Consider the following 15092-nt stretch of genomic DNA (forward strand, 5'->3'; position numbering starts at 1 on the left):
GCGATCGGTGAACGGACCCCTCGAAGGACCGGGCAAAGACTCCGGCGAAGCCCTCGTAACCCAACCCCAGACAATCACGGAAAGTAGCCACAAGCGCTGGCGACGGCGCGCACACCACGGGCACAACGAGAGCGACTTCCGGGCCGCCTTCCACGCGGCGCAGCTGCCGATGGCCATCGTCGACCCCAATGGCCGGGTGCTGACGGCCAACCGCGCGCTGGGCGCCCTGCTCGGCGCCGAGCCGCACCGGCTGACCGCACGGCCCATCGCCGAGCTGGCCGGACTCGGCCTGGACGGGCGGGTGCGCAGCGCCTACCACGAGGCGCTCCAGGGCCGTACCGACCGGATGTCCTGCACCCGCAGGCTCAAACACGCCGACGGCCACACCCTCTGGGCCGAGATCACCGTGACCCCCACCTCGCGCGGCGGCGAGGCGCTGTTGTCCATCGCGGACGTCAGCGAGCGCCGCGATCTCCAGGAGCGGCTGCGGCACCTCCAGATGCACGACCCGGTCACCAGGCTGCCCAACCGCACGCTGTTCTTCGAACGGCTGGCCGGTGCGCTGGCCGAGTCGGCGACCGGCAGGACCGGGCTGTGCTACATCGACCTGGACGGCTTCAAGGCCGTCAACGACACCCTCGGCCACCGCATCGGCGACAGCTTGCTGGACGCGGTCGCCCAGCGGCTGACGCAGTGCGCCGAGGCCGGCGGCGCGGAATGCGGCGGCCATCTGGTGGCGCGGCTCGGCGGCGACGAGTTCGCGCTGCTGGTCGAGTCGTCCACCGGCACCGAGCAGCTGACCCAGCTCGCCCAGTCCGTACTCGCCGCGCTCCAGCGGCCGTTCGACCTGGCCGGGCAGCGGCTGGCGGTCTCGGCCAGCATCGGCGTCGTCGAACGCGAGACGGCGGGCACCACGCCCACCGAGCTGATGCAGGCGGCCGACACCACGCTCTACTGGGCCAAGGCCGACGGCAAGGCCCGCTGGACCCTCTTCGATCCGGAGCGCAACGCGCACCGGATGACCCGGCAGGCCCTCTCCTCCACCCTGCGCCGGGCCGTGGAGCGCGGCGAGTTCGTGCTGGAGTACCAGCCGATCGTGGGCTTCGCCGACGACATGCTGCGCGGTGTCGAGGCCCTGGTGCGCTGGCGGCATCCGCAGTTCGGCACGCTGGGCCCGGACCGGTTCATCGGCCTCGCGGAGGAGAACGGCGCCATCGTGCCGCTGGGCCGCTGGGTGCTGGAGGAGTCCTGCCGCCAGGCGCGGCGCTGGATGCGGCAGCACCCCGGGCCGCCGCTCTACGTCAGCGTCAATGTGGCGGTGCGGCAGGTGTGGGACTCCGACCTGGTGCAGGACGTGGCCGACATCCTGGAGGAGACCGGCCTGCCCGCCGGGCTGCTCCAGCTGGAGCTGACCGAGTCCGCGGTGATGGGCTCGGCCGGACGCCCCCTCCAGGCGCTCCAGGCGCTGTCGGAGATGGGCGTCCGGATCGCCATCGACGACTTCGGCACCGGCTACTCCAACCTCGCCTATCTCAGCCGCCTCCCGGTGCGCGCGCTCAAGCTGGACGGCACCTTCGTCCGCGGCTTCCGTACGGCCCGGCATCAGAACCCCGCGGACGAGACGATCGTGACGGCCCTGGTCCAGCTCGCCCACAAGCTGGGCCTGACCGTCACCGCCGAGTGCGTGGAGGGCCCGGCACAGGCGGAGCGGCTGCGCCGTATCGGCTGCGACACGGGCCAGGGCTGGCACTACGCCAAGCCGATGGAGGCCGACCGGATCGCGGAGCTGCTGGTGCGCGTGGCTGTGTGAGTCGGACGTTGTGGTTGCGGGCTTCTTTGATTCCGCCGGACTCGCGCCGTCTGGGTTGCGCGCCGTCGCGGCGGACTTGGTCTGGGGGCTTCGCCCCCAGGCCCCCGGTCGGGCTCACAAACCGTAGGCGTCGGCTATGAGTTCCAGTGAGCGGATGCGGGCTTCGGGGGTGTGGGCGTTGGCGGTGAGCATCAACTCGTCCGCGCCGGTGCGCTTGACCAGAGCGTTCAGCCCGTCACGTACGGCGTCGGGGGTGCCATAGGTGACGTTGCCCAGCCAGCTGTCCACGAAGTCGCGCTCCACAGGGCTGAAGGGATACGCCTCGGCCTCCTCCGGGGTGGGGATCAGCCCCGGCCGGCCGGTACGCAGCCGCACCATCGACAGGGCCCCCGTCAGCACCTGGCGGTGGGCCTCCTTCTCGTCCTCGGCGGCCAGCGCGGCGGCACCGATCAGGGTGTACGGCTCGGCCAGTACGGCCGAGGGGCGGAAGGTCTCGCGGTAGAGCTCCAGCGCGGGCAGCGTGTTGGCGGCGGAGAAGTGGTGGGCGAAGGCGAACGGGAGGCCCAGTTGCCCGGCGAGCTGGGCGCTGAACCCGGAGGAGCCCAGCAGCCAGACCGGCGGCCGGTGCGCGGCGGCCTTCGCCCCGTTGCTCCGCGCCTGGACCGGGCCCGGCACGGCGTGGATACGGGCGTAGCGGTGGCCGTCGGGGAAGTCGTCGTCCAGGAACCTGACCAGCTCGGCGAGCTGCTGCGGAAAGTCGTCCGCGCCCTCACGCAGCTTCTCGGTGCGGCGCAGTGCCGCCGCCGTCGCCCCGTCGGTGCCCGGCGCCCGGCCCAGCCCGAGGTCGATCCGGCCCGGCGCCAGCGCCTCCAGTGTGCCGAACTGTTCGGCGATGATCAGCGGCGCGTGGTTGGGCAGCATCACCCCGCCGGAGCCGAGCCGGACGCGGCGGGTGTGCGAGGCCAGATGGGCCAGGATGACGGCGGGCGAGGAGCTGGCGACGCCCGGCATGGAGTGGTGCTCGGCCACCCAGTAGCGGGTGAAGCCGCGGGCGTCGGCGAGCTCGGCCATACGGGTGGAGGCCGCCAGCGCGTCCCCAGCCGTGTATCCCTCGCCCACGTTCACCAGGTCGAGGACGGAGAGGGGTACGGGGGCCTCGCCCCGCGCCTCGCCCCGGATGCCGTCGACCGGGTCCCCATGCTGTGCGTCCTCGCCTGCCTGGCTCACGATGGCTTCGCCTTCCTCCTGCGTTCCGATGCGCGGTCCCGCTTTCCCGAAGGGGTCACGGACCACGAGCCGGTACAACACGCGAGGGGGCCGCTGTCTTCCCGACGGCCGACCACCTGGCCGACTACTCGGCCGGTGTCGCGCCCGGGGCTGCCGCGGCGGTGCTCCGCGCGTTCGTCGCGGTGCGGACCTCCTCCAGCCGGCTGCGGTGCTCGGTCCCCCACTTCCCCAGCGGGCGCAGCGCTTCGACGAGGGTGGTGCCGAAACCGGTGAGGGAGTACTCGACCCTGGGCGGGACGGCGTGGTGCACCTCGCGGTGGACCACCTCGTCGCGCTCCAGCTCCCGCAGATGCTGGATGAGCATCTTCTCGCTCACCCCGGACAGACAACGGCGCAGCTGACCGAAGCGCTTGGGGCCGTCGCTCAGCGCCCAGAGGATCAGCCCCTTCCACTTGCCCCCCGCCACATCGAGGGCCACGTCCAGCCCGGAGACGAACGTCGTCCGGCACTCGCGTACCGCCATGGCAGCCACCCTGCTCTCACCTCGGGCACTCACTTTTTGGTAAGTACCCCACTTCGAAGTCGGTACTTGTTGAGCAGAAAGCGTAGAACGAGGATCGGCGCATCCGCACCCCGTCTCCCCGAAGGAATGCCTGCGCCATGCCCCTTTCCGTCTTCTCGCTGATGCTTGTCGTCTTCAGCTTCACCACCGGCGAGTTCGTGACCGCCGGGATCCTGCAAGAGGTGGCCGCCGATCTGTCGGTCTCCGTCCCGGCAGCCGGCCAGCTGGTCACCGCGTACGCGCTCGGCATGATCGTCGGCGGCCCTGTGGTCACCACGGCGACCGCACGGCTGGCCCGCAAGCCGCTGATCGTCGGCCTGGTGACCGTCTCCGTGCTGGGCAACGTCGCCTCGGCGCTCTCCCCTGGCTACGGCACGCTGTTGACGGCGCGGTTCGTCGCGGGGCTGGTCGTGGCCACGTTCTTCGCCGTCGCGATCACCACCGCCGTCTCGCTGGCGCCGGACGGCAAGCAGGCGTCCACGGTCGCCAAGCTCACCCTCGGTATGAACCTCGGCATCATCCTGGGCACGCCGATCGGCACCTTCGTCGGGCAGCGGCTCGGCTGGCAGGCGACCTTCGCAACGGTGGCGGCCTGCACCGTGCTGGCCCTGGCGCTGGTGCTGCCCTCGGTACCGGCCCAGCCGGCCACCGCCACCGGCTCCGTCCTGGGCGAGCTGCGTGTCTTCGCCCGGCGGGACCTCCAACTGGCGCTCGCCCTCACGGTGCTGGGCAACATCGGCGTCGTCACCGTCTTCACCTTCATCTCGCCGCTGCTCACCGAGGTCAGCGGCTTCGGCGCGGGCGCACTGCCGGTGTTGCTGCTGGTCTACGGTGTCGGCGCCTTCGCCGGGAACTTCCTCGGCGGATGGCTCGCGGACCGCGCACTGCTGCCCTCGCTGATCGGGCTGCTTGCCGTGCTGGCGGGGGTGCTGGTGCTGTTCTGGCTCGCCGGTGAGGTGCGGGCGCTCGCGGCGGTGCTGACCTTCGTCCTCGGGGTGCTGGCCTTCGCGATCATTCCGGGGATGCAGACCCGGGTGCTGGCCACCGCGGGTTCGGCACCGACGCTGGCGATCGCGGTCAACGCCTCGGGCTTCCAGATCGCCGCCGCCTGCGCCGCCTGGCTGGGCGGACGGGTCATCGAGGGGCCCGGGACACGCGCCATCCATCTGGTCGCCGCCGCCACGACCCTCGCCGGGCTGGGCATCGCGGCCTACTCGCTGCGCCGCGAACGGAACGCCCCTGCGGGCGAGCCCGAGCCGGCACTTGGCGGCAGCCGATAGCGGGCCACCGCCAAGCGCACGGGCCCGTCAGGAGAAGAGCGCGCCCAGTGCGGGGCAGTGGACCTTGAGGTCCAGCAGCCGCAGCCCCTCCTTGGCCGTGACCTGGTTCGCCGTCAGTACGGGCTTGCCCAGCTCGGCCTCCAGGGCCGGGATGTAGGCCGCGGTGTGCAGTGCGGTGTCCGGCAGCAGCACCGCCTGCGCGTCGGGGTGGTCGCCGCCGCGGGCCAGGGCCAGCACCTCCTCCTCGCCCCAGGTGCCCACCTCGGCCGCGGTGATGATGCCGCTGCCGCGCATGGCAACCACCTCGGCGCCCGCGGCCTTGAGGAAGCCGGTGAACAGTTCGGCGACGTCCTCCGGGTACGTCGCGGCAATGCTGACCCGCTCGACGCCGAGGTCGCGGACGGCGTGGGCGAACGCGAAGGACGTGCTGGAGGCCGGCAGCCCGGCCGTCTCCCCCAGCTCCCGCACCTGCTCGTGCGCGCCTTCCCAGCCGAAGACGAAGCTGGCGCTGGTGCAGGCCCACACCACGGCCTGGATGTCGTGGCCCTTGACCTCCTCGACCTTCGCGGCGAGCCGCGCGGCCGAGCCCATCTCCAGCAGCGCGTCCACCCGGTGGGCGTCCTCGCCGATGTCGGTGTGCACGAGCGGCAGCCGTACCTCGGCGCCCGCCTCGGCGAGGATTCGCTCCAGCCTCGGGTAGTCGTCCTCGGCCGAGTAGCCGGGGTAGAGGAATCCGACCGCCGGTGCCGATGCCGCCTGTGCCATCTACGCCTCCTGTGCGTGCTCAGAACTGTGGGTGAAGTGAGGACTTGGGGGGTGTGGTGGGGGTGTTGGGGGATGGGGCTGGATGTGTACGCGCGTACCGGGCGTACGCGCGTACTTGGACCGCCGTACTGCCGGTAGCGGTACGGCGGTCGGATCGAACGGGTTCGAGGGGTCGTACGGAGCGGGAGCGGGTCAGGCCGGGGGCTGGGTGCCGCCGCCCCACTCCTCCGGATGGCCGGACTGCCCGTAACCGAGATCGGAGGTACCCTCCAGCGGCTCGGTGGACTCGGTGCCCGCCCCCGCCAGCGCCGCCTCCGGCTCGTGCTTCTGCTGCTCCTCCGGCTCGACCAGCCCGTCCGTCTCGTGGGCCACCGGCTGGGTGCCGGTGGTGGACGTCATGGCGGCCGGGCCGCGCCGGGCGACCGGGTCGAGCAGCGCCTGGTAGGGGCCGACTGCCTGTTTGCCGACCGCGCGCAGCGCGGCCCACATCGTGACCTGGTTGGCCGAGAGCACCGGCATCCGCAGCTCGGCCTCCAACTGCGGGATCACGTCGTACGTCGGGAGGTTGGTGCAGGAGATGAACAGCGCGTCCGGCGCGTCCACCACCGCCTCCCGCGCCATGTCGACCACGTCCCGGTAGGCCACTCGCCAGATCTCCCTGGTGAGCCCCATGTAGCAGCGCCCGGTGATGCCGATACCGGCCTCGTCCAGGTACTCCTCCAGGGAGTCGGTGACCGACTTGGTATACGGGGTGACGATGGCGATCCGCCGGGCGTCGATCTCGCGGAGTGCGTCCAGCATGGCACCCGAGGTCGTGAGGGCCGGCATGTCACCGGCTTCGGCCATGGCAGCCGCCATGGCCCGCTCGCCGGCCGTACCGCCAACGAAACTGCCCGACGTGCAGGCGTAGGCCACCACTTCGGGGGCCACGGCGCACAGCGCCCTTACCGCCTCGCGCAGCGTCTCATGCTCGCTGACCAGGCGGGCCAGGTCCAGGCTGACCTCCACAGGAACGAAGGGAGTTCGGGTCAGATGCAAGGACACGTCGTCCGGCACCCAGCGCCAGAGCTCACGGTCCAGTGCGAAGTCGAAGGGAGCGACGATTCCTACGCCGCGCTGCGGCAGCGGTCCGCCGAGGAAGGAGACGTCCATTTCGGGCCCCAAAAGAACGGAGGGGAAGGCTCATGGCCAGAAGGCCCCTGAGTCAAGGGAAGTCAGAGGAAAAGCAAAGCCGGTCAGAAGCCGGGACGCCGGGACAGATGTCTTTGTTGACGAAGGTAGTTTCTGCTCCCTACCGTGGTCAATCCCGCCAATGAGGCTGGTTCCCGTCCCTCCCCCGGCTCACACGTTCAGCCAACCGTCCCTGCGTTTCGAAACGGTTTCCTGCCTATGTCCGAAACCTGCGTTCTTGTCCTCGACGCCGAGCCGCTTCCGCGGCTCGACCGACTCGCGGGACGCGCACGCGTCATGCATGCCGACGAGAAGACTCTCGCCGACCAACTACCCGAGGCCGATGTGCTGTTGGTCTGGGATTTTCTCTCCGACGCGGTGCGCGATGCATGGCCGGGCGACGGGCCGAGGCCACGCTGGGTGCACACACCCAGCGCCGGTGTCGACCGACTGCTGCCGGAGCTCGCCGACGGACGTGAGACCGTCATCACAAATGCACGAGGCGTCTTCGACCGGCCGATTGCCGAATACGTCCTCGGACTCGTGCTGGCCATGGCCAAGGACTTCCGTGGCACATGGGAATTGCAACGGCAGCGGCGCTGGCGGCACCGGGAGACATTCCGGCTCGGCGGAAGTCGCGCGACGGTCGTGGGTTCGGGCCCGATCGGCCGGGAAATCGGGCGCGCACTGCTGGCACTCGGTGTCAAAGTGGACCTCGTCGGCCGGACGGCACGGGACACGGACCCCGAATTCGGGCGAGTACACAACATCGCCTCGCTTCCCGGCCTGGTCGGCGAGTCCGACTGGGTCGTATGTGTGGCGCCGCTCACCCAGGAGTCGACGGGCATGTTCGACGCCGCCATGTTTGCGCGAATGAAGCCCGAAGCGCACTTCGTGAATGTGGGCCGGGGTGCGCACGTGGTCGAGGAAGACCTGGTGGACGCGCTGCTCAAGCACGACATCAAGGGCGCCGCACTGGACGTGTTCGCCGAGGAACCGCTGCCCGCCGACAGCAAGCTCTGGGACGTGCCCGGACTGCTCATCTCGCCGCACATGAGCGGCGACACGATCGGCTGGCGCGACGACCTGTCGGAGCAGTTCCTGGACAACTTCGACCGCTGGGAGGCGGGCGAGCCGCTGCTCAACGTCGTCGACAAGAACCTGGGCTACGTTCCGACGGCGCCGCCGACGCCGACATCCCCCGACCCGGCTCCCTGAGCCGAACCCGCCTGCGCGGCCTCCGGCCCGCCCGGGCGGACGCGAGCGCCCGGAGGGGCGCGGACGTCCGCCCGGGCGGGGGCCCGGCCACGGGAGGACGGGCGCCGGGACCGGTATCGGGACCGGCCGTTGGGGCCGGCTTCGGCCGCCTCCGGCTGAGGTCCTGCCCCCGGGTCCGGCCCGTCCGACCTCAGTTCGGCTTGGCCGGAGCCTCGGCTCCGGACCTGGGTCCGGACGTGGATCCGGACCTGGATCCAGGCCCGGGCCCTGGGCCGTCCGGCCTCGGATTCGGGCGGCCCCGTCCCGGGTCACGGCCTCGGCCACACCATGGCCGGGACCGGAAGGGGCCGGGCCGGAAGGCCGGGCATCCGGGGCCGGGAAGGCCAGGGGCTCCGGGGGCCGCCGGACGAGTGTCCGGCGATGCCTTGCCAGGTGTTCAGCCGGTCGGTCGGCCGGGTCGATTCCGTTCAGCCGGTTGGCTTACCTGGTTTGTTTATCCGGTTCGTTTTACCGGTTTGCTTTGCCGATTTGCTTTACCCGTTTGCTTTCCCGGTTCGTTTACCCGGTTCGCTTTGCCGAGCCGTTCGGCCGGGGTGCCTCTTGTCCGCCTCGTGCGGGCCGGGGCTCGTCGTCCTGTGGCACCCCGCGTTGCGGGGTGCCCGGTCTCTCGGGAGGTTTCGTCATGTCCGATCTCAACGCCCTGACCGCGACCCAGCTCGTGGCGGGGTACGAAACGGGGGACTTCACCCCCGTGGAGGTCACCCGGGCGGCGCTGGAGCGCGCAGCACAGACCCAGGAGCGCGTGAACGCGTTCGTCCGTATCGACAGCGAGGACGCGCTGCAGCAGGCCGAGGAGTCGGCGGGGCGCTGGCAGCGCGGCGAGCCGGCGGGCCCGGTCGACGGGGTACCGGTGACCGTGAAGGACATCCTGCTCCAGCGCGGCGGCCCCACCTACAAGGGCTCCCGGGCCGTGGGCGAGTCCGGGCCCTGGGACGAGGACGCGCCGTCGGTCGCCCGGCTGCGGGAGAGCGGCGCCGTCTTCCTGGGCAAGACGACGACGCCCGAGTTCGGGTGGAAGGGCGTCACCGACAGCCCCCGGCACGGCGTGACCGGCAACCCGTACGCGCCCGACCGCACCGCCGGCGGTTCCAGCGGCGGCAGTGCCGCGGCCGTCGCGACGGGTGCCGGGCCGCTGTCGCTGGGCACGGACGGCGGCGGCTCGGTGCGGATCCCCGCCTCGTTCTGCGGGATCTTCGCACTGAAGCCCACCTACGGGCGGGTGCCCATCTACCCGGCGAGTGCCTTCGGGACGCTCGCGCACGTCGGCCCGATGACGCGGGACGCGGAGGACGCGGCACTGCTGATGGACGTCATCACCGCGCCCGACCCCCGCGACTGGTCGCACCTGGGGCCGGTGCCGCACAGCTTCCGCGGGGCGCTGGCCGCCGGCGCGGAAGGAGTACGAGGGCTGCGGGTGGCGTTCTCCCCCGACTTCGGGGGCCGGGTGCGGGTGGACCCGGAGGTGGCGGCAGCGGTACGAAGCGCCGTCGCGCTGCTGGAGGAGCTGGGCGCGGTCGTGGAGGAGGCCGATCCGGGGTTCGCCGATCCGGTCGATTCCTTCCACGCCCTGTGGTTCAGCGGTGCGGCGCGGGTCACACAAGGTTTCAGCCAAGATCAGCGGGAGAGTCTGGATCCCGGCTTGCAGGAGATCTGCGCGGATGGTGCGGCGCGCAGCGCGCTGGACTACCTCGCGGCCGTGGACGAGCGGATGGATCTGGGCCGGCTGATGGGCGCCTTCCACGAGCGGTACGACCTGCTGGTGACGCCGACCATGCCGATCACCGCCTTCGAGGCGGGGGTTGAGGTGCCGGAGGGGTCCGGGCTGACGCGCTGGACCGGGTGGACGCCGTTCTCCTACCCGTTCAACATGACGCAGCAGCCTGCCGCTTCGGTGCCGTGCGGCACCGACGGCGAGGGGTTGCCGGTGGGGGTGCAGCTCGTCGGCCCGCGGCATGCGGATGCCCTCGTACTGAGCGCCTCGCACGCGCTGTACGAGGCCGGGGTCGCTGCCGAGGTGCCCTCGGCCCTGAACTGAGCGTGTGTTGCCGGTGAGTTGATCACGGACCCGTTGGGGGCAGGCCCCCAACGGGTCATTTCGTCAGGCTCGGCGGAAGTTGAGGGTTTCGCCGATGGCGCCGGAACGCCAGAGGTCCTGGCAGGCTTCCGCCATCTCGTCGAGACCCTCGACGATCTGACCCCAGACGATGCCGGGGACCCACCCGGCATCGCCGTTGATCAGGAGGTTGTTGCGCTCGTAGAAGAGCGCGAGGTCGATGACGGTGGCCTGATTGGTGTGGGCCGCCTGTGTTCCCTGCTGCTCCGCCGCGGCCTCGTATCCGTACCCCGGAGTCGCCAGCTGAGTGTTGGAGAAGGTGAAATAGCAGAGGTCACCTGGAATGGGGGTAATGGTCGGATTCTCCAGCGGCGGCTCCTGGGGGGCGAAGGGGGGAATAAGGGCGTAGATCTCGTTACGCGCATATTTCGCGTGGTAGACATCGCCGCCCAGCGGCAGTGCGTCCCACACCGCCGCGCAAGTGATCGGGGCGCGGTCGTCGAGCAGCTTTGCCGTGCAGCTCACTCCCCGCTTGTCCAACGACACTTCAATGAAGCGCTCAGCCATCGTGCCTCCGCACAGGGGTGGTCATTTACCTGCTAATGGTGACGCAGATGTCACCCTCAGCGCGACCCCATAACGGCTTGAAATTATCTGCATATCCTCGGCACTGCTGGGTATACGCGCGCCCATGGCTCCACCACAGAGGAACAACACGGCAGGTGCCGGTAGACGTTTGAGCCGTCGGTCGCTGCTCGCAGGAGCGGCGTCCTTGAGTGCGGTGGGTGCACTCGGTGCAACAACCGCATGTAGCCGGGTGTCCAGTGCGGACACCGAGAACGGGGGAGATCTTCTGGAGCGGCTGAAGGCCCAGGGAACAGTGAAACTGGGCCTCGCCGGTGAACAGCCCTACAGCTACATCGACAAGGACGGCGAGCTGACGGGGAGCTCGCCTGCCATCGCACGTGTCATCTTCCAGAGGCTGGGAGTCCCCAACGTCCAGCCGTTCCCGACCGAGTTCAACTCGCTGATCCCGGGCCTCAACTCGCAGCAGTTCGACGTGGTCGCAGCCGGTATGTACATCACGCCCGACCGGTGCAAGCAGGTCCTCTTCGCCGACCCCGAGTACGAGATGCGCGACGCGTTCATCGTCCGCAAGGGGAATCCGAAGAACCTGCACAACTACGCGGACATCAAGAAGGCCGGCGCCAAGATGGCCACCGGCACCGGGTACGCGGAAATCGCCTACGCGGCCGAGGTGGGCATCAAGGAATCGGAAATCCTTCTGCTGCCCGACCAGCTGGCCGGACTCCTTGCCGTGGAACAGGGCCGGGCCGACGTATTCGCCGGTACTGCCGTCACCGTTCGCAACGTGGTCAAGCAGACCAAGAGCCGGAAAGCCGAGTACACCAAGGCGTTCACCCCGAAGTTGGATGGAAAGCCCGATTTGGGTACCGGCGCATTCGCATTCCGTCAGACGGAAACGAAACTCCGGGAAGCGTTCAACCGCGAGCTTCGCAAGATGAAGAAGAGCGGTGAACTCCTCCGAATCATGAAGCCCTTCGGCTTCCTGCCGGAGGAGATGACCAAAATGACCGCGAAGGAGCGTTGCGCATGACGGACCTCACCGCGGGCTTGTGGGAACTGCTCTTCAAGGGCGTATGGGTCACTGTCCAGCTGACCGTCTACAGCGCGGCGCTGGGTGCGTTCGTCGCCTTTGTGGTGGGCGTCGCCAGGACCCACCGACTGTGGATAGTCAGGTTCCTCTCCGGCCTGTACATGGAGATTTTCCGGGGCACCTCGGCACTGGTGCTCATGTTCTGGATGTTCTTCGTGCTGCCGATGGCGTTCGGCTGGCAGCTCGTGCCGATGTGGGCCGCGGTGCTGGCGCTCGGCCTGTCGTACGGCGCCTACGGCTCGGAGATCGTGCGCGGCTCGCTGGCCGCCGTGGCTCCGGCGCAGCAGGAGGCGGGCATCGCGCTCAGCTTCTCGCCCTGGCAGCGGCTGACGAAGATCCTGCTGCCGCAGGCATGGCCGGAGATGATCCCGCCCGCCAACAACCTGCTGATCGAACTGCTCAAGGGCACCGCGCTGGTGTCCGTGCTGGGCGTCGGCGACATCACCTTCGGGGCCGCGCTGGTGCGCAACGCGCTCGGTGAGAGCGCCCCCGTCTACACGATCATCCTGGTCATGTACTTCGTCCTGGCCTTCCTGCTGACGCGTGTGATGCGCGCCGTGGAGCGGAAGGCGAAGGCGGGGATCGGCCAGGCCCCGGCGAACGGCAAGGGCATGAAGAAGCTCAGTATCCGGCAGGCGACCGCCATCTCCAAGTCCAGCGCGGGAGGTGCTGCCTGATGAGTTGGGACTGGTCCGCAGTCGGTGACTTCATGCCGCGCTTCTGGGACGGCGTGCTCGTCACGCTCCAGGCGCTGGTGCTCGGTTCGCTGATCGCCTTCGCGCTCGGCCTGGTCTGGGCGATGGCCCAGCGGTCGCCGCTGAAGGCGGTCCGCTGGCCGGTGATGGTCGTCACCGAGTTCGTCCGTAACACGCCGCTGCTGGTGCAGCTGTTCTTCCTGTTCTACGTCCTGCCGGAGTGGGGCGTCACACTCTCCGCGCTCACCACCGGCGTCATCGGCCTGGGGCTGCACTACTCGACGTACACCGCCGAGGTCTACCGCGCCGGTATCGACGGGGTGCCGGCGGGGCAGTGGGAAGCGTGCACCGCGCTGAGCCTGCCGCGTGGCCGTACATGGGGCGCCGTGATCCTGCCGCAGGCGATCCGCCGTGTGGTGCCCGCGCTGGGCAACTACGTGATCGCGATGCTGAAGGACTCCCCGATGATCGCGGTGATCGGCGCGCTCGAAATGCTCGGCCAGGCCCGGCAGTTCACCGCGACCACCTTCCAGCCGACCGAACCGATCACCGTGGTCGGCATCGCCTTCATCCTCATCGCCTACCCGGCATCCCTGCTGATGCGAGCCCTGGAGCGTCGTCTTGTCCGCTGAGAAGAACGCAAGCACATCCGCGAACGGCGGTACGAACCCGGCCGTCGACGGCAGTGAACTGATCAAGTTCGACAACGTCACCAAGCGCTACGGCAGCAACGTGGTGCTGGACAACCTCTGTTTCAACGTGTCCTCCGGCAAGCACGTCACCCTCATCGGCCCCTCGGGATCGGGCAAGACCACGATCCTGCGGCTGCTGATGACCCTGGTGAAGCCCGACGAGGGCACCATCAAGGTGGGAGGCGAGTACCTGTCCCACGAGGAGAAGAACGGCAAGCTGGTGCCGGCGGGCGAAAGACACTCGCGCGAGGTCCGCAAGAACATCGGCATGGTCTTCCAGCAGTTCAACCTCTTCCCCAACATGAAGGTGCTGCGCAACATCACCGAGGCGCCGGTGCACGTGCTGGGCCTGGGCAAGGACGAGGCCGAGCAGCGTGCCCGTGAGCTGCTGGAGTTGGTGGGTCTCACCGACCACATCGACAAGTACCCCAGCCAGCTCTCCGGCGGTCAGCAGCAGCGAGTGGCCATAGCCCGTGCGCTCGCCATGCGCCCGCAGGTGCTGCTGCTGGACGAGGTCACCTCGGCGCTCGACCCGGAGCTGGTGGCCGGGGTGCTGGACGTGCTGCGGGACATCGCCCACTCCACGGACATCACCATGCTCTGCGTCACGCACGAGATGAACTTCGCGCGGGACATCTCCGACGACGTGCTGATGTTCGACGCAGGCCGGGTCATCGAGTCCGGTGCGCCGGAGAAGATCTTCACCGACCCGGAGCACGAGCGGACCAGGGAGTTCCTCAGCGCCGTCCTGTGAAGGCGTGGGCCTGCGGTCCGTACGGCCGCCGGCCTCCCCGCTCCCCTGCCGAGCCCGCGCCGCCCCCGGCGCGGGCTCGGTTGTGTGTGCTGGCGCAAGGGGAGAGCGCTCCCGGAGGGCGCACCAGGGGGCGCGCCAAGGGGCGCATTCAGCCGCCTGGCATATGCCGATCGCGGCAACAGCCCCGTGCTCGGCCGGGGTTGAACGCTATCGTGAGATATGAAGCCGTGACCGCACGAAGCGGTAACGGTACAACCGGTCACAACCCCAGGGGGACACCGTGACGCTACTCCAACCGCCCGGAGGCTCGTCCGAGGAGCCGGGACGGGAGCCGGTCACGCCCTTCGGCTCGGTGCGGCATGCCCTGCAGGTGCTGGAGACCGTCGCCCGGTTCCGGGACGGCGCCAACGAGGAGGCGATCGCCCGCCGCGCGGAGCTGCCCGCGAGCCAGCTGGATCAGCTGCTGCGGATGCTGTGCCGCGAGGGCTATCTGGCCCGGCTGGAGGACGGCTCGTACGTCGTCGGCGAGGCACTGGTGCTGCTGGGCTCCGGCGTGGACCGGGCCCATGCGCTCCGCGAACGCCTCCAGGCCACCCTGGACGAGCTGCGGGACACGGTGGGCGCCGCCGTCTACTTCGGCCGGTATCAGGACGGAGAGGTGGAGAACACCCAGGTCGCCGACGGCCCCACGATGCCGGCGGTCAACCAGTGGGTGGACTTCCGCTCGGCCGCGCACGCGACCGCGATCGGCAAGTGCCTGCTCAGCCAGCTCGACCACGACCGGCGCCTCGACCACCTCTCCCGCCACAAGACACCACGGCTCACCTCGCGGACGATCACCGACGAGCGGCTGCTGCTGACCGCGCTCGACCGGCAGCCGCCGACCGTACCGGTGCTCGACCTCCAGGAGTACGCCGTGGGCACGGTCTGCGCCGCGGTTCCGGTGACGGCGGGCTCCGCGGTCAGCTGTCTTGCCCTCTCGCTCCCCGTCGCCCAGGCGCACCGGCTGCGCCGAGCCGCCGAGGTGCTGAGCCAGCGGGCCGCACCGGTGATGCTGTCACTGGCGATCTGAGGCGTCCCGTATACGAAAACGACGGCGTCCCGCACGGAACCCGCGAAGACGCACGG

14 protein-coding genes are annotated in these 15092 nt (G+C 69.9%); 9 read left to right on the forward strand and 5 right to left on the reverse strand.

Going from position 1 to position 15092, the window contains the following annotated elements; all coding sequences use genetic code 11:
* The first annotated feature begins 7 nt into the window (after positions 1–7).
* Positions 8–1810: a putative bifunctional diguanylate cyclase/phosphodiesterase gene (locus ACTWQF_RS15750; RefSeq protein ID WP_443280010.1), complete on the forward strand. Its 1803-nt coding sequence runs from the start codon at positions 8–10 to the stop codon at positions 1808–1810.
* A 114-nt stretch (positions 1811–1924) separates the two neighbouring features.
* Here the strand turns inward: ACTWQF_RS15750 and ACTWQF_RS15755 are convergent, their stop codons facing one another.
* Both ACTWQF_RS15755 and ACTWQF_RS15760 read right to left on the reverse strand, forming a co-directional pair.
* Positions 1925–3037 carry an LLM class flavin-dependent oxidoreductase gene (locus ACTWQF_RS15755; protein WP_443280011.1) on the reverse strand — a complete coding sequence of 371 codons (1113 nt, stop codon included), beginning with the start codon at positions 3035–3037 and terminating at the stop codon, positions 1925–1927.
* Positions 3038–3161: 124 nt separating this feature from the next.
* Positions 3162–3560, reverse strand: coding sequence for a winged helix-turn-helix transcriptional regulator (locus ACTWQF_RS15760; protein ID WP_443280012.1), 399 nt, complete (start codon positions 3558–3560; stop codon positions 3162–3164).
* A 137-nt stretch (positions 3561–3697) separates the two neighbouring features.
* Between ACTWQF_RS15760 and ACTWQF_RS15765 the strand changes: the two genes are divergently transcribed.
* Positions 3698–4879 (forward strand): MFS transporter, encoded by a 1182-nt coding sequence (locus ACTWQF_RS15765; protein WP_443280013.1) that lies wholly within the window; start codon positions 3698–3700, stop codon positions 4877–4879.
* Between the two features lie 27 nt (positions 4880–4906).
* Here the strand turns inward: ACTWQF_RS15765 and ACTWQF_RS15770 are convergent, their stop codons facing one another.
* A complete protein-coding gene (locus ACTWQF_RS15770; RefSeq protein ID WP_209263659.1) occupies positions 4907–5644 on the reverse strand; it encodes a maleate cis-trans isomerase family protein in 738 nt (245 codons plus the stop codon).
* A 192-nt stretch (positions 5645–5836) separates the two neighbouring features.
* Positions 5837–6796 (reverse strand): maleate cis-trans isomerase family protein, encoded by a 960-nt coding sequence (locus tag ACTWQF_RS15775; protein ID WP_443280014.1) that lies wholly within the window; start codon positions 6794–6796, stop codon positions 5837–5839.
* Positions 6797–7033: 237 nt separating this feature from the next.
* Here ACTWQF_RS15775 and ACTWQF_RS15780 point away from each other — a divergent pair, with 237 nt between their 5' ends.
* Positions 7034–8032: a D-2-hydroxyacid dehydrogenase gene (locus ACTWQF_RS15780; RefSeq protein ID WP_443280015.1), complete on the forward strand. Its 999-nt coding sequence runs from the start codon at positions 7034–7036 to the stop codon at positions 8030–8032.
* A 682-nt stretch (positions 8033–8714) separates the two neighbouring features.
* Positions 8715–10127, forward strand: coding sequence for an amidase (locus ACTWQF_RS15785; protein WP_443280016.1), 1413 nt, complete (start codon positions 8715–8717; stop codon positions 10125–10127).
* A gap of 63 nt (positions 10128–10190) precedes the next feature.
* Here ACTWQF_RS15785 and ACTWQF_RS15790 read toward each other — a convergent pair whose 3' ends face one another.
* Positions 10191–10712: a DUF3830 family protein gene (locus ACTWQF_RS15790; protein WP_443280017.1), complete on the reverse strand. Its 522-nt coding sequence runs from the start codon at positions 10710–10712 to the stop codon at positions 10191–10193.
* A 124-nt stretch (positions 10713–10836) separates the two neighbouring features.
* On the opposite strand from ACTWQF_RS15790, the gene ehuB reads away from it, so the two are divergent.
* The 5 genes from ehuB (at position 10837) to ACTWQF_RS15815 (ending at position 15036) form a co-directional block, all read left to right on the forward strand.
* Positions 10837–11763, forward strand: coding sequence for an ectoine/hydroxyectoine ABC transporter substrate-binding protein EhuB (gene ehuB / locus ACTWQF_RS15795; protein ID WP_443280018.1), 927 nt, complete (start codon positions 10837–10839; stop codon positions 11761–11763).
* Entirely contained in the window at positions 11760–12500 is a 741-nt protein-coding gene (gene ehuC, locus ACTWQF_RS15800) for an ectoine/hydroxyectoine ABC transporter permease subunit EhuC (RefSeq protein WP_443280019.1), read from the forward strand. Before ehuB ends, ehuC begins: the two co-directional genes overlap by 4 nt.
* Positions 12500–13150 carry an ectoine/hydroxyectoine ABC transporter permease subunit EhuD gene (gene ehuD, locus ACTWQF_RS15805; RefSeq protein WP_443280020.1) on the forward strand — a complete coding sequence of 217 codons (651 nt, stop codon included), beginning with the start codon at positions 12500–12502 and terminating at the stop codon, positions 13148–13150. The genes ehuC and ehuD overlap by 1 nt, the downstream gene beginning before the upstream one ends.
* Positions 13140–13964, forward strand: coding sequence for an ectoine/hydroxyectoine ABC transporter ATP-binding protein EhuA (gene ehuA, locus ACTWQF_RS15810; RefSeq protein ID WP_443280021.1), 825 nt, complete (start codon positions 13140–13142; stop codon positions 13962–13964). The genes ehuD and ehuA overlap by 11 nt, the downstream gene beginning before the upstream one ends.
* A gap of 280 nt (positions 13965–14244) precedes the next feature.
* Entirely contained in the window at positions 14245–15036 is a 792-nt protein-coding gene (locus tag ACTWQF_RS15815; protein WP_443280022.1) for an IclR family transcriptional regulator, read from the forward strand.
* Positions 15037–15092 lie beyond the last annotated feature (56 nt).

Source organism: Streptomyces sp. 8N114, from assembly GCF_052245835.1.
Classification (GTDB): Bacteria; Actinomycetota; Actinomycetes; order Streptomycetales; family Streptomycetaceae; genus Streptomyces.

Coding starts and splice junctions, on each gene's coding strand:
- ACTWQF_RS15760 (WP_443280012.1), bottom strand. CDS start 3,560: ATGGCGGTACGCGAGTGCCGGACGACGTTCGTCTCCGGGCTGGACGTG.
- ACTWQF_RS15765 (WP_443280013.1), top strand. CDS start 3,698: ATGCCCCTTTCCGTCTTCTCGCTGATGCTTGTCGTCTTCAGCTTCACC.
- ACTWQF_RS15770 (WP_209263659.1), bottom strand. CDS start 5,644: ATGGCACAGGCGGCATCGGCACCGGCGGTCGGATTCCTCTACCCCGGC.
- ACTWQF_RS15775 (WP_443280014.1), bottom strand. CDS start 6,796: ATGGACGTCTCCTTCCTCGGCGGACCGCTGCCGCAGCGCGGCGTAGGA.
- ACTWQF_RS15780 (WP_443280015.1), top strand. CDS start 7,034: ATGTCCGAAACCTGCGTTCTTGTCCTCGACGCCGAGCCGCTTCCGCGG.
- ACTWQF_RS15785 (WP_443280016.1), top strand. CDS start 8,715: ATGTCCGATCTCAACGCCCTGACCGCGACCCAGCTCGTGGCGGGGTAC.
- ACTWQF_RS15790 (WP_443280017.1), bottom strand. CDS start 10,712: ATGGCTGAGCGCTTCATTGAAGTGTCGTTGGACAAGCGGGGAGTGAGC.
- ehuB (WP_443280018.1), top strand. CDS start 10,837: ATGGCTCCACCACAGAGGAACAACACGGCAGGTGCCGGTAGACGTTTG.
- ehuC (WP_443280019.1), top strand. CDS start 11,760: ATGACGGACCTCACCGCGGGCTTGTGGGAACTGCTCTTCAAGGGCGTA.
- ehuD (WP_443280020.1), top strand. CDS start 12,500: ATGAGTTGGGACTGGTCCGCAGTCGGTGACTTCATGCCGCGCTTCTGG.